9 protein-coding genes are annotated in these 13,968 nt (G+C 71.8%); 6 read left to right on the top strand and 3 right to left on the bottom strand.

From position 1 onward, the window contains the following. From MODMU_RS14225 to MODMU_RS14205, 5 genes are all read left to right on the top strand, one after another. Positions 1-936 carry a nucleoside hydrolase gene (locus MODMU_RS14225; RefSeq protein WP_014740984.1) on the top strand — a complete coding sequence of 312 codons (936 nt, stop codon included), beginning with the start codon at positions 1-3 and terminating at the stop codon, positions 934-936. A 99-nt stretch (positions 937-1,035) separates the two neighbouring features. Beyond that, the gene (locus tag MODMU_RS14220; protein ID WP_014740983.1) at positions 1,036-2,031 is read left to right on the top strand and encodes a Gfo/Idh/MocA family protein; all 996 of its coding nucleotides are present in this window, start codon (positions 1,036-1,038) and stop codon (positions 2,029-2,031) included. A gap of 29 nt (positions 2,032-2,060) precedes the next feature. After that, positions 2,061-2,600, top strand: coding sequence for a carboxylesterase family protein (locus MODMU_RS28900; protein WP_014740982.1), 540 nt, complete (start codon positions 2,061-2,063; stop codon positions 2,598-2,600). A gap of 156 nt (positions 2,601-2,756) precedes the next feature. Then, positions 2,757-3,764 carry a ScyD/ScyE family protein gene (locus MODMU_RS14210; RefSeq protein WP_014740981.1) on the top strand — a complete coding sequence of 336 codons (1,008 nt, stop codon included), beginning with the start codon at positions 2,757-2,759 and terminating at the stop codon, positions 3,762-3,764. 353 nt (positions 3,765-4,117) lie between these two features. Further along, positions 4,118-5,620, top strand: coding sequence for a CYTH and CHAD domain-containing protein (locus MODMU_RS14205; RefSeq protein WP_014740979.1), 1,503 nt, complete (start codon positions 4,118-4,120; stop codon positions 5,618-5,620). A 204-nt stretch (positions 5,621-5,824) separates the two neighbouring features. Here MODMU_RS14205 and MODMU_RS14200 read toward each other — a convergent pair whose 3' ends face one another. The 3 genes from MODMU_RS14200 to MODMU_RS14190 all read right to left on the bottom strand — a co-directional run bounded on the left by MODMU_RS14200 (position 5,825) and on the right by MODMU_RS14190 (position 12,740). Continuing rightward, a complete protein-coding gene (locus MODMU_RS14200; RefSeq protein WP_014740978.1) occupies positions 5,825-8,176 on the bottom strand; it encodes an arylsulfatase in 2,352 nt (783 codons plus the stop codon). A 575-nt stretch (positions 8,177-8,751) separates the two neighbouring features. Beyond that, positions 8,752-10,680, bottom strand: coding sequence for an FAD-binding monooxygenase (locus tag MODMU_RS14195; protein ID WP_014740976.1), 1,929 nt, complete (start codon positions 10,678-10,680; stop codon positions 8,752-8,754). A 470-nt stretch (positions 10,681-11,150) separates the two neighbouring features. After that, entirely contained in the window at positions 11,151-12,740 is a 1,590-nt protein-coding gene (locus MODMU_RS14190) for an FAD-binding oxidoreductase (RefSeq protein ID WP_014740975.1), read from the bottom strand. 256 nt (positions 12,741-12,996) lie between these two features. On the opposite strand from MODMU_RS14190, the gene MODMU_RS14185 reads away from it, so the two are divergent. Beyond that, complete coding sequence (locus MODMU_RS14185) at positions 12,997-13,965, top strand: AraC family transcriptional regulator (RefSeq protein WP_014740974.1); 969 nt, start codon at positions 12,997-12,999, stop codon at positions 13,963-13,965. Positions 13,966-13,968 lie beyond the last annotated feature (3 nt).

Here is a 13,968-nt window from a genome sequence, read left to right as displayed (position 1 = left end):
GTGGGCCGACCGCGCATCCGCGTCGTCGTCGACAACGACCTCGGCGGGGACCCCGACGGCCTCGTCCAGCTGGCCCACCACGCGCTCTCACCGTCGGTGGACCTGCGGCTGGTCATCGGCTCGCACCTGCGCCCCGGTGACCCGTTCGACTCCTCGGACGCCACCGCCGACAATGCCGCAGCACTGGCCCGCGAGGTGCTGGGGCTGGCCGGCCGGGACGACGTCCCGGTGCTGGCCGGCTCCAACGTCGGGCTCACCGACCGTCGCACCCCGATCCGGTCCGCGGCGGCCGAGGCGCTGGTCGCCGAGGCGATGCGCGACGACGTCGACACCCCGCTCTACGTCTGCGCCGGCGCCGGCCTGACCGAATTGGCCAGCGCCTGGCTGATCGAACCGCGGATCGCTGAGCGGCTCACCCTGGTCTGGATCGGCGGCCCCGAGCACCCGGGCCTGGCCTCGCCGCCACCGGGCGCGATGCCGATCGAGTACAACCTGCTGATCGACGTCCTCGCCGCGTCGGTGGTGTTCGGCGACTCCGCCGTCCCGGTCTGGCAAGTGCCGCGCGACGCCTACCGGCAGACCCTGGTGTCCTTCGCCGAGCTGCAGCTGCGGATGGCCGGGCAGGGGCCGCTGGGCGCCCGGCTGTTCGCCGCGCTCGACGGGGTGCGGACGACGGCCGCCCGGCACGGGTTCGACCTGGGGCAGACCTACGCCCTCGGGGACAGCCCGCTGGTGCTGCTCACCGCGCTCCAGTCGGGGTTCGAGCCCGACGCCTCCTCCAGCCGGTACGTCCTCCGGGACACCCCGGCCATCACCGGGGCCGGCCAGTACCAGGCCGTGCCGGGCGCGCGGCCGATGCGCGTCTACACCCACCTCGACTGCCGGCTGATGGTCGAGGACCTGTTCGCCACGTTGCAGTTGCACGCCCGACGCTGAGGAGACCCCCGTGCCATCCCTGCAGTTCCCGGACCGCGAGCACCGGGCGCGTGCCGTTCAGCAGCTGGCCGGTCCGTCCGGCGCCGGGGTCAGTGCCCGATGAGCCGCCGGACGCGCTGGGGGATGGTCGGCACCGGCGGGATCAGTCGGGCCACCGCCGGCGACCTGCACCTGGCCGCGGACGTCGACCTCGTGGCGGTCGCATCGCGGGACGAGCGGACCGCGGCCGAGTTCGCAGCCGCGCACGAGGTCCCGCGCTGGTACGGCGACCACGACGCGCTGTTCGCCGCCGACGACGTCGACGTCGTGTACCTCTGCACCCCGATCGGCACCCATGCCGACCTCGCCCGCCGCGCACTGCTGGCCGGCAAGCACGTTCTCGTCGAGAATGCCTTCACCAGCACCGCCGACGAGGCACGGTCGCTGGTCGCCCTCGCCGCCGAGCAGGGCCGCTTCTTGATGGAGGCCATGTGGATGCGCTTCAACCCGGCCGTGCGACGAGTGCTCCAGGAGGTCGCCGACGGCACGATCGGGGAGGTGCGCACCGTCCGGGGGAGCTTCGGCTTCCCGCCGCCGCCCGGTACCGCCCACTGGCGGTCCGACGGTGGAGGAGCCCTGCTGGACATGGGCGTCTACCCGCTGACGTTGGCGCACCTGCTGCTCGGTGTCCCGACGGCGGTCGAGGCGACGGGAGAGGCGCGCGCGGACGGCGTCGACCTCACGGCGTCGGCGTTCCTGCGCTTCGGCGACGGCCGGTTCGCCTCCCTGCTGACCAGCATCCAGGGCTTCGTCGGTGCGGGCGCCGACATCGGCGGGACGAGCGGGTCGATCACGCTCGACGCGCCGTTCTTCGCCACCGGGTCCTACACCGTGCTGACCCCGCCGTTCGACCGCCCCGAGCGCGTCACCCTGCCCCTGGAGGGCAACGGGTACGTGCCGATGTTCCGCGCGGTCGGCGAGGCCATCGCCGACGGTCTCCTGGAGCACCCCGACCGCCCGCTCCGGGACACGATCGCGGTCCTGGACACGATCGACGAGGTGCGCGCCCAGTTGGTCTCCGCACGGGCCGCCGCCAGCGGCGTCGCAGCCCCGTGACGCCGTCCGCTGACCCGAGGAGACACCCGATGCGGCCCACGCCGACCGGCGAGCACGTGGTCGTCGATACCAGTCGACGCGCCGTCCGGGGTGCCTGGCGGGAGGGCTCGGCGGTGTTCCTCGGCATCCCGTACGCCGAGCCGCCGGTCGGGGAGCTGCGGTCCCAGGCGCCGGTGCCGCGCCGTCCCTGGGCGGGGGTCCGGGACGCGCTGGCGTACGCGCCGAAGCCTCAGCGGCAGGCGTTGATGGAGGTCACCACCATCCCGGAACCCGGCGTGTCGCCCGACCTGGCCGGCTTCGCGAGCGTGACCGAGGACCAACTGCTGGCCGCTCAGGGCGGCGGCTTCCCGCCGCTGGACGAGCCGTCGGCCGACGACCTGCTCGCGGTGATGCGGGCGGTCGGCGGCGGGCTGCCGCTCGGACCGGTCGTGGACGGCGAGCTGCACGCGCGGCCGGTGCCCGACGGCCTGCGGGCCGGGCGGGCGCCGACGTCCCGCTGCTGCATCCGGGTGACCCGATCCTGCAGGGCGCTCACAGCGGTCTCTGCGTCCCGTGCCCTGATCCGGTAGCTGGCCTTCCGCGGGCTGGCTGTCTTGCCCCCCTGGGCCTCCTCCTGGGCACCGTCGGGGACCGGCTCCACCGGCGCGTGACGCTGCGGTGACGCCGCCGTGACGGCCTCCTCCTAATCTGTGTGGCGCCTGTCGCACGCTGCCAGGGAGGTCGCCATGCGAGCTGGTCGACGGACGCCGCTGCTCCTGCTGGCCACCCTGCTCGGCGTGCTGGCGGCGCCGGCGTCGGTGCAGGCGGTCCCGCCTCCGCGGGCCGACGATCCCGAGCTCCTGGTGACCGGCCTCGCGGGCGGCTCGGGCAGCACGCTGGGGCCCGACGGGGCGCTGTACGTGCCCGAACCCGTCTCGGGCGAGGTCTCCCGGATCGACCCGAGAACCGGAGCAACGACGGTCGTCGCCTCGTGCCTGCCCCCGCGGGTGCTGGTGGGAGATGTCGGCGGTGCCATGGACGTCGCCTTCCTCGGCTCGACGATGTACGGCCTCACCTCGCTCGTCAGCGAGGACGTCGGTGGCAGCGCCGTCACCGGCATCTTCCGCGTCGAGGACGAGGACACCTGCGAGGTCGTCGCCGACATCGGTGCGTGGTCGTTGCAGAACCCGCCGCCCCCGGACATCGACTTCTCCGTGCCCACCGGTGTGCCGTACGCGATGGAGCCGTACCGGGGTGGCTTCCTCGTCACCGACGCGCACTTCAACCGTGTGCTCCAGGTCGGCTTGGATGGCGAGGTCCGCACGGTGCTGCAGTTCGGCAACGTCGTCCCGACCGGGCTCGACCGTCGGGACGGCACCGTCCTCGCCTCCCTGGCCGGCCCCGTCCCGCACCGGCCGGAGGACGGCCAGGTGCTGGCGTTCCGCGTGAGGTCGGCCGATCCCGAGCTCGTCGCCTCGGGCGGGCGCTTGCTGGTCGACGTCGAGGTCGGCCGGCACGCGCTGTACGCGCTCGCCCAGGGCGACTTCCCCGAGGGCGAGCCGGAGGGGTCACCTGCCCTGCCTGACACCGGTCAGCTGCTGCGCGCGGACGGCGAGGGCGGCTTGGATGTCATCGCCTCGGGACTCGACCGCCCGACGTCGATGGAGCTCCTCGACCGACACGCCTACGTGATCACCTACGACGGTGAGGTATGGCGAATCAACCTGGCCGCTCACCAGCACGATCGACGGTGAGGCCGGTCAGTCGACCTGCGACGTAGGCGATGGCAACTGCTGTCGGCTCGATCATGGCTTGCACCCTCTTCGCTGACGCCTTCCCGTCACGGTAGGGAGCGCGGGTCAACGCAGCCGCCGTCACTGGTGAACCCCTGGAGACAGCAGGGATCGCGCCCGATGTAGCGGGTGCGTCTCGTGGGCCGGCCAACTGCCCGGCGCGACACCGAGCTGCAGCTCTGCGGCGGGTGTCGGATGACGAGGCCGTCGTTCATCTTCGTGCGGTACATGTGTTGGGTGCTTGCTGTTCACCTGGACGTTAGAAGAAGTACCTCGCTGACGAGTCCTTCGAGCTGCCGTCCCTGCTCGACCTGGTGCTCGGGGAGGGGGAGGACCGGGCGGGAGCCGACGGCGCTGCCCCGCTGACCGAGGCGGGAGCCGAGAGGCAGAAGCTGTCGGCGACGTACTTCGACACCGCCGACCTGCGGCTGGCCACGGCCGGTCTCGTCCTGCGCCGGCGCACCGGCGGGACCGACGCCGGGTGGCAGCTGAAGATCCCGGCCGGTTCCGGTGCACGCTCGGAGGTGCGGCTCCCGCCCGGCCGTGCCGCCCGCACCGTCCCGGCGGCGCTGCAGCGGATGGTCTGGGTGCACAGCGGAGGCGCTCCGCTGCAGCCGGTCGCCCAGGTCCTCACCGAGCGCACCGTGCGCCGGGTGGTGGACACCAGTGGGCAGGTGCTCGCCGAGTTCGCTGACGACCGGGTGACCGCCCGTCGGCTGCAGGCGCTGGACGGCAGCGGTCAGGCCGCCGGGGCGGAACTGTCGTGGCGGGAGATCGAGGTGGGGCTCGTCGATGGGGACGCCGACCTGCTCGACGACGTCGATACCCGGCTGCACGCGCGAGGCCTCCAAGCGGCCGGCGCCTCCTCCGAGCTGGCGCACGTGCTGCGCCTTGACGGCCCACCGCAACGTCGGAAGCGCAAGCCGACGAAGCTCACCGCGACGTCGCGTGCCGGGGACGTCGTCCTCGCCCATGTGCGCGAGCAGGTGGCCCAGGTGCGCGCTCAGGACCTGCCGGTGCGGTTGGACGCGCCTGACGCGGTGCACAAGATGCGGGTGGCCACCCGCCGGCTGCGCAGCGCGTTGACCACCTTCCAACCGCTGTTCGCCAAGGAGGTCGTCAAGCCGCTGCGCGGCGAGCTGAAGTGGCTGGCAGGTGAGCTCGGTGCTGCCCGCGACGCCGAGGTGATGCGCGACCGGGTCGCGAAAGCAGTACGGGCCGAGAACAGGGGGTTCGGCCCGGCCGCGGCGATCGCCGACCAGGAGCTGGGGGAGGCCTACCGCAGTGCCCACGACCGCGTCCTCGCCGAGCTGGACGGTGAGCGCTACCACCAGCTCGTCGCGTCCCTGGACCAGCTCGTCAGCACGCCGCCAGTCACAGGTCGAGCGGACGCCACCGCCGCTGCTGCGCTCCCGCGGCTGGTCGCCCGCAGCTTCACCGGCGTGCGGGACCTAGTGAACCAGGCAGCCGCCCAGCCGGACGGCGCCGAGCGCGAGGAACTGCTGCACGACGCCCGCAAGGCCGCCAAGGCCGCCCGCTACGCAGGTGAGTCGGTCGACCGGGTCTTCGGCAAGGACGCGACCGCATTCGCCCAGGCGATGGAGGCTGTGCAAGAGGCACTCGGGGAGCACCAGGACTCCGTCCTCACCCGGGAGCGGCTCCGCCACCTCGCGGAGCGCACGACCTCGACAGAGACCGCCTTTCTCTACGGCCGCCTGCACGCCCTGGAGGAGGCCCGCGCCGAGCAGTCCCAGCACCACTTCGACGACGCGTGGAAGGCCGCCAGGCGCAAGTCGCTGCACCGCTGGCTGCGCTGACCGTCACACCGTTCCCGCCGAGCATTCCGAGCGACCTTGATGGACCGCCGTCAGGGGAGCTCCACCTCTCCTCTCCTCGCCCGAGGCATGGGACAGCGCACGCGATGCCGTCGACACGGATCTGCGGCGGTCTGTCCAGTCCCACGACGGAGGTGGATCGCGCGGGTGACCTCGTGGGCTCGGGCCAGCCGCTGGTCGGACGCCCTACTGGCGGGCCATCGCCATGCGCATCTCGCTCTCGCTGTCGTCGATCAGGTCTCCCGAGACGTCGACGGTGACGCTCGTCAACGTGCCGGTGAAGCGGAACGGCGAGGTGTACTCCGGGGTCACGGGTGATCCCGGGTTGGCGCCGCACGTCAGTGCACCGGGATTGATCATGAACGGCGTGGTGACCGCGGCTTCGCTCTCGGCGACGAGGGTCCCGTCGACGTAGAGCTGCATCCGACCCGGTGTGCCGCGTCCATTGGGGAAGTCCGGCTGGCCGGTCGGCTCGAACTCGAAGCGGAGTTCGTGGGCACCGGCCGGGACCGGTTCGGGGGAGGAGACCCGGGGCCTGCTCCGCCCGACGTAGTTGTGGACGTAGTGCAGTGCGCCGTCCTTCATGAAGAACGAGTAGCCGCCGGCGGCCGAGCCCTGCGAGAGGAGGACGCCCTCGGCGCCGCCCTCGGGGATCTCGACGGTCGCCGTGATGCTGTGCGGCCGGTTGAGCACGCGGGGCCCGGCGAAGAAGGGGACCGACTGGGTGTTCGGGATGTACGTGTACGCGTCCCGTGGTGCGGCCGCCTGGGGCTTGTCGGCGAGCATCCGCTCGAGGCCGCTGCCGTCGATCGGGAGGACGCCGTACCTCCCGGCCTCGCTGTACCACGTACCGATGAGCGCGATGAGCTTGTCCCGGTGCTCCGCCGCGACGTCGTCGTTCTCGGCGAAGTCCTCATCGACGTGGTAGAGCTCCCACGCCGTGGCGTCGAGCTCGGAGAGTCTGTCAGCTGAGATGGGCTGACCGAACCCGACGCCGGCCTCGGTGAACGAAGGGCCTGGCCACGGGCAGACAGCGCGCCATCCGTCGTGGTAGATCGCCCGGCTGCCGAGCATCTCGAAGTACTGCGTGCGGTGGTCGCTCGCCGCAGCCGCGTCGTCGAAGGTCTTGGCGAAGCTGACCCCCTGGAGAGGGGACTGGGCGACGCCCCTGATCGAGGCCGGCGGCTCGATGCCGAGCACGTCGAGGACGGTCGGCACCATGTCGATGATGTGCGCGTACTGCGTCCGGACCTCGCCCTTGGCGTTGATGCCCTGGGGCCAGGAGACGATGAACGGGTCGGACGCGCCGCCCCGGTAGGTCTCCCGCTTCCACCGCCGGAACGGCGTGTTGCCGGCCCAGGTCCAGCCCCACGGGTAGTGGTTGAAGGTCGTGGGGCCACCGATCTCGTCGATCCGGGCGAGGCTGTCCTCCAGGGACTCCTGGGCGTTGTTGAAGAACTGCGCCTCGTTGGTGGTGCCGGTCGGCCCACCCTCGGCGCTGGCACCGTTGTCGGAGACCACCATGACGATGGTGTTGTCCAGGTCGCCGCGGTCCCGCAGGAAGTCCAGCAGCCTGCCTAGGTGGTGGTCCGTGTGGCTGAGGAAGCCGGCGAAGACCTCCATGAAGCGGCTGAACAGCCTGCGTGCCGGCTCGGGGAGGGACTCCCACTCCGGGACGTCGGGGTCGTGCCGGGACAGTTCCGCCTCCTGGGGGACGATCCCCAGCTCCTTCTGGGCGGCGAAGACCTTCTCCCGGTACGCGTCCCACCCGTCGTCGAACTGCCCCGCGTACCTGTCCGCCCACTCCGTGGCGACGTGGTGGGGGGCGTGCATGGCGCCGAAGCAGAGGTGCAGGTAGAACGGCCGGTCGGGATCGACCTGCTTGGAGTCGGCGATGAACTGGATCGACCTGTCGACCAGGTCCTCGCTGAGGTGGTACCCCTCGTCCGGCGTCGCCGGCGGGTCCACCTGGTGGTTGTCGTGCACCAGGTCCGGATACCACTGGCTCGTGTCCCCGCCCAGGAACCCGTAGAAGCGCTCGAAGCCACGAGCCAGCGGCCAGCGGTCGTACGGGCCTGCGGCGGTCTCGTGGTGGCTCGGCGTGAGGTGCCACTTGCCGACCATGTAGGTGTTGTAGCCGTGGCCGAGCAGCATCTCGGAGAGGAAGCCGTTCTCGAACGGGATCACCCCGTTGTAGCCGGGATAGCCCGACGCCAGCTCGGTGATGCAGGCCATGCCGTTGCTGTGGTGGTTCCTCCCGGTCACGATGGCGGATCGGCTCGGTGAGCACAGGGCCGTCGTGTGCATGTTGTTGTAGCGCAGTCCGTTCTCGGCCAGGGAGTCGAGGTTCGGCGTCGCGATCGGGCTGCCGTAGCAGCCGAGTTGGCCGAAGCCGGTGTCGTCGAGCACGACGATCAGGACGTTCGGGGAACCGGGTGCCGGCCGCCCAGGTCGCGGCCACGCGGGAGTGGACTCGTCGGTCGTCCGCCCGATCACGCCGGAGAACGCGGCGCCCACCTGGTACTCGTTCAACGGCATGTCGGCTCCTGGTCGGACGGGAGGGTTGGCCCGGCCAGGACATCAGGCGACCGGGTCGCCCGCGCCGCCTGATGAGGATGAGTCCGGAGCCGAGACCGCGTCCGAGCCGGGGCCGGAGGCGGTGTGGCGGAGGGTCACCGAGGTCGACTCCTCCCACCTGGTCATGCTCGCCGAGCCGAAGGCCGTCGTGGAGGTCATCCGCGAGGCCGTCCGCTCGACCAGCGCCTGAGACGGTCGCGAGGCGGAGAGGGGCCCGTGGTCACGCGAGACCAGCCGGCCCGCCCCGACCGGTCATCCCGCCCCAGGGGTCGCCGCCGCCGTCGCGCTCTCGGACGGTCAGAGGCGGGTCGTCCGACACGGGCGACCCGCCTTCTGTGTCCGTACCGCAGCCGGCACGGCAACGCGCTCGAGGACAGCAACGCCCACCACTCGCCTTGCTCGTCGTTCCCGATGTCGCTGTGCCCTGTCCAGCTGCTCGCCCTGGTGCGGCTCGGGGCATCGAGGGGCTGGGCAGCCGGTCGCACTCATCGCCGTGCTCTGGCGCCTGCTGAGCCGCTGGTAGCCCGCCGCCCCGGTCAGTCGGCGTCGAGGAGCACACCGGCGAGGAAGTCGGCCAGCTCCTCGTGCGCGTCCAGGGGCAGCACGGCAGCCACGTACTGGTCGGGGCGGACCAGCACCATGCAGCCGGCCGCCCGGTCGATGCCGCGGTCGTCGAAGAGGTCGCCGGCCCGCGGATCGGGGCAGAAGGCCTTCTCGTGGTCGACGAGTCCGAACCGCCCCTTCCTCGGCAGCAGCGCGGACGGCAGCTGGTCGACGGCGACGTCCCGGTGCCCCTGCTGGAAGATGGCGCGGACGTCGACCACCGAGTCCGGGTCGGCACCGCTCGGGGTGTGCCGGGCGACGGGTGACCGCGCCGAGGCGAGGAAGTCGCACAGCGCCCGGGTGGGGGAGTCCGGCGAGGACGGCTCGGCAGGGTCGGCGAAGACGTAGAGGCGCCAGGCGCCGTCGGCCCGGGCGGCGTGGCCCAGCTGGACGGGCTTGGCGTCGGCCAGCCGGATCGCGGGTGCGGAGTGGAACCGCATGCCCACCGGGAAGCCCGTGGCGAGGTGCTGGGAGCTCGGCTCGGCGGTGATCATCGAGGGCGCGTACCGGGTGGCCACCCCGGCGGTGAAGCGCCCCTGGGCGGCGAAGTAGCGCTGGAACTCCGCCGGGTCCACGCCCTTCCCCTCCACGTCCGCGGCGTCCTTCGGCGGCGCGCTGAACATGGCGGCGAACTCGCGGTCGAAGTCGATGAGCTCCTGGGCGATCGCCCGGCGCTCGGCGGAGTAGGTGTGCAGCAGCTCCGGCCGAGCCGTGCCCCGCAGGACGGACGCCAGCTTCCAGCCGAGGTTCCAGGCGTCGGCCATGGACACGTTCATGCCCTGGCCGGCCTTGGCGCTGTGCGTGTGGCAGGCGTCCCCGGCGATGAACACCCGCGGCAGCCGGCCACCGACCTCCTCGGCCGGCACGTCGTCGAACCCGTCGCAGAGCCGCTGGCCGATCTCGTAGACCGACCACCAGCCGACGTCCTTCACGTCGATGCGGTACGGGTGCAGCACCCGGTTGGCCACGGCCGTGAGCTTCTCCGGGGTCACGCTGCGGCCGTCCAGCATCTCCCGGTCGCTGACCTGGTCCAGCTCGATGTAGAGCCGCACGAGGTAGCCGCCCTCGCGCGGGATGATCAGCAGGTTCCCCTGGTTGGCCGAGAGGATGGCGCTCTTGAGCCGGATGTCGGGGAAGTCGGTGACGGCGAGGACGTCCATGACGCCCCAGGTCTGGGTCATCGGGTCGCCGACCAGCTCGCGGCCGATCGCCGTCCGGATGCTGCTGCGGGAGCCGTCGCAGCCGACCACGTACTTCGCCCGGACGGTGGAGGTCCGGCCGGTCTCCTGGCCGTCGGCCAGGTGCTGCAGGGTGACGGTCACCGGGTGCTCCGGGTCGCGCTCGCCATCGACGGTGAGCCCGCTCGCGTGCAGGGCGTAGGCCGGCGCGAGCTTGCTGGCCGAGCGCGCCATCGCGTCGCGGAGGTAGGCCAGCATCCGGGCCTGGTTGACGATGACGTGCGGGAACTCGGACAACCCCTCCTCGACGTCGTCGATCCGGCCGGTCCGGATGATGCGCGCAGGCGCCTCCGGGTCCGGCCGCCAGAAGGACACCTCGTTCACCCAGTAGCCCTCGGCCACGAGCTGGTCGGCCAGCCCGAACGCCTCGAACATCTCCACGGTGCGGCAGGCGACGCCGTCGGCCTGGCCGATCTCGAGGGGGCCGTCCCGGCGGTCGATGACCAGGGTGGTGAGGTCGGGGAACGCGGCCAGCTGCGCGGCCAGCACGAGTCCGGCCGGTCCGCATCCGACGATCAGCACGTCGACCTCGTCCGGCACGCCCTCGGGCCGGTCGGCCACGGCCGGGTGTGGCGGCTCGACGAGCGGGTCCCCGGGTCGGTAGCCGTTGAGGTAGAACTGCACGTTCGCCTTCCCTCCCTGACGTGGCGCTGGGCGGGTCCTCCCGAGCGTCCTGCCGTCCCGCAGCGAGGCACAGCATCTCCCGCTGTGGAGAACAGACCGACCTACGCGGTCGGCTCCGTCGACTCGGCGCTGCTGCTGGTCACCCTGCCCCGAGGAGGGGGCGACACGGGTGACCGACGCCGCCGTTCGGGTCGGCATCTCCGTCTCGACCGCTCACCGGTTGCCCCGGCTCGACAGGGCCATCTCGCAGCGCGGTGCTGGAGTGCACTCGGTGCCCCGGGCGGAGCGACGATCGGGCGTACAGCAACCGCTGGAGAGATGCGGTGCGTACGACCACGGACGAGGACGGATGGCCACGGACGTGGCACCCCTGTGAGCTGCGGGAACAGCGTGCCAGCGGACGCCAGCCGCTGCCTGCATCCCGGTGGGCGGCGCCAGAGCACGGCGCCGCCCACCGGGCGTCAGTGCGGTCAGTGCTGCTGGTCGCGGTACTTGCGGCCCCAGATGCCGGACTTGCCCGGCGCCATGATCGAGTTGGGGTCGAGTGCGTCCTTGATGGCCTCGTGGAACTCCCGCAGCGCGCCGTCGCCCCAGTTGTAGGTGGCCATCACCTGGTCCATCAGGGCGTTGTGGGTGCGGTACTCCCCGTACCCCTCCGCGGCGGCCTCGTCGATCAGCACCCGGGCCAGGTCCAGCGCGCGCTGCCGCTGCTCCGCCTTGCTGGTGTCGAACAGCAGCAGTGCGATGTGGTGCATCTCCCGCAGGCCGACGATGAACTGGGCGGCGTAGTCCTGGCCGTACTCGTCGGCCCGCTGCCGGACCATCTGCGCCTGTCGCAGGGCGTCCGCGCCGTCGGGCGCCGAGACCGGCGAGAAGCCGAGGTGCCCGCCGTTGGGCACGAACTCCAGCAGCTTCATCTCGTCCAGCGACGGGATGCCGTTGTTGATCCGATGCCGGTCGTGCAGCACGTGCGCACCGCGGTCAGTGGCCTCGTCGCGATCGTGGTGGGTGGAGAACTGCGAGCCCGGCACCTGCAGGAACGCGTCGCGGATCATGCCGAGGTACTGCTCGACGACCGGGGGCGGGCCGTACACGGTGCCGTACAGGTTCCAGTAGCCCAGGCCCAGCTCGGACTTCATCCGCTCGATCGCCTCCGCCGGTAGCGGGCCGTCGCCGTCGTACCACTCGGTGCGCTTCGAGACGACGCCGGCGTCGAGGATGATGTTGCGCAGCACCGGCACGTTCTGCAGCGGGGCCATGTTCACCCGCAGCGGGAACATGATGTCGACGACCTGCGCCAGGTCCTCTTCCGCGTCGAACGTGATGACGAACGTGGTCGAGGCCGGGGGCCGCTGCATGAGCTGGATCCCCATCTTGGTGACGATGCCCAGGTTGGACTGGGTGAACAGCCCGTCCGGGAAGGGCCCGAACCCGTACTGGAACAGCTGCCAGGTGTTGCTGCCGGGAACGGCACCCATCCCGGTGCGCATCACCGCACCGGTGGGCAGCACGACCTCCAGGCCGGTCTGCCACATCAGGTGGTCGCCGTAGGGGGTGTAGCCGACGCCGCGGTCGAGGGTGTTGCCGACCACCGATCCCCAGCCCAGGTCGGGACAGTCCAGCATCAGCGACGGCGCGTTGGCCTGCAGGTACTCGTACAGGTCGAAGTAGGAGACGCCCGGCTCGAGCAGCGCGTAGCCGTACTTCTCGTTGACCTCGAGGATGCGGTTCATCCGCTCGCCGGTGTTGACCACCACGGCGCCGGAGAGCCGCGGCTGCCCGCCGCCGTAGCCGTTGTTCTTGCCGGTCGAGATCGGGGACAGCGGGATCCCGACCTCGTTGGCGATCCGGACGATCTCCTGCACCTGCTCGGTGGTCTCCGGCGAGATCGCCGCAGAGGCGCCGGTGGCCGGTTCGCTGCCGACCGGGTAGGGGTCGCGGTAGCGAGCCAGGTCGCCGTCCTCGGTGACCACGTACTTGTCGCCGACCACCTCGCGGAAGCGGGCGATCGCGGTGTCGAAGTCGGGCTCGGCCAGACCTGGGGGCAGCACACGGGCCACGGGGGACTCCTTCGTCGGTGGCGATCGAGGTGGCGCCCAGCCCGCCGCAGGCTCAGCTGCGTGGTCGGGCCGATCCCGGCATCTGGCCTGATCGGCCGGGGATCCGGCCGACCAGCGGCGCACTCGTAGGAGACTGCGGATGTGACCCCGACCACAACGGGATCCTGACAACCGGTCGCACACTGGCCCGCGACGTTCGTCCGGCGGACCAGCCGGTGGAGGTGCCATGCCACGTCGACATGAGGCAGCTGGTCCCATGCCCTTGCCCGAGGTGTCGGTCCGCAGTGGTGACCCGGACGAGGCGCGTGAGGTGGGTACGCGGGTCTACCACTCCCACCGGGTCACCGTGCTCGGCGACGCGAGCCGCTTCGCGATGACCCTCGATGCCGCGTCGCTGGGCCCACTCACCGTCGGCTGGCTCCGCTACGACACCGAGGTCCGCCTGGAGAGCTCCCACGACGGCCACTACCAGGTCAACGTGCCCACGGCCGGGACGCTGATCGGCACCAGGAGCGGCCAGGTGGTGGTGGCCGGTCCCGGGACGGCGCACGTCCACGTGCCCGACCGCCCCGCCGTGTTCACAGGCTGGGCGGAGCCGGACCCCGTGCTGGCGCTGCGCATCACGCACTCGGCTCTCGAGCGCGAGCTGGAACAGCTGCTCGACCGGCCGCTGCGCCATCCCATCGATCTCGACCTCGGCATGGACGTCTCCACCGGCCGCGGTGCGCAGTGGCTGGCCCTGGTCCGGTCGCTGGCCACCGACCTCGCGGACGAGAACTCCCTCCTCCGTCAGCCGATGGTGGCCGCGCCCTTCACCCACAGCGTGATGAGCGGCCTGCTGCTGTCCGCGCTGCACCAGCACCGCGACGAACTGGCAGCACCGGCGCCGGCCGCCGGCGCCTCGGTCGTGCGTCGGGCTCGTGACTACATCGAGGCCAACGCCGAGCAGCCGCTCACCGTCGCCGACATCGCCCGCGCCTGCGGGGTCGGCGTGCGTGGACTCCAGTACGGCTTCCAGCGGTCGATGCAGATCTCACCGACGGAGTACCTGCGGCACGTCCGCCTCCGGTGCGCCCACCGGGACCTGGTCATCGCCGACCCGGCGATGACCACGGTCGAGGCCGTCGCGCACCGGTGGGGGTTCACCCACCGCGGCCGGTTCGCCGCCCGGTACCGGGACCGCTATGGCGTGCATCCCGGCGAGACCCTGCGACGGCGTCCGTGAGTA

The organism is Modestobacter italicus, assembly GCF_000306785.1.
GTDB lineage: Bacteria > Actinomycetota > Actinomycetes > Mycobacteriales > Geodermatophilaceae > Modestobacter > Modestobacter italicus.
Note: the sequence above shows the minus strand (reverse complement) of the source record. Positions and strands in the feature narration are given on the sequence as shown.

Excerpts from the sequence above, each read along its gene's own strand:
- MODMU_RS14220 (WP_014740983.1), top strand. The coding sequence starts at position 1,036 with ATGAGCCGCCGGACGCGCTGGGGGATGGTCGGCACCGGCGGGATCAGT.
- MODMU_RS14200 (WP_014740978.1), bottom strand. The coding sequence starts at position 8,176 with ATGCCGTTGAACGAGTACCAGGTGGGCGCCGCGTTCTCCGGCGTGATC.
- MODMU_RS28900 (WP_014740982.1), top strand. The coding sequence starts at position 2,061 with ATGCGGCCCACGCCGACCGGCGAGCACGTGGTCGTCGATACCAGTCGA.
- MODMU_RS14185 (WP_014740974.1), top strand. The coding sequence starts at position 12,997 with ATGCCCTTGCCCGAGGTGTCGGTCCGCAGTGGTGACCCGGACGAGGCG.
- MODMU_RS14210 (WP_014740981.1), top strand. The coding sequence starts at position 2,757 with ATGCGAGCTGGTCGACGGACGCCGCTGCTCCTGCTGGCCACCCTGCTC.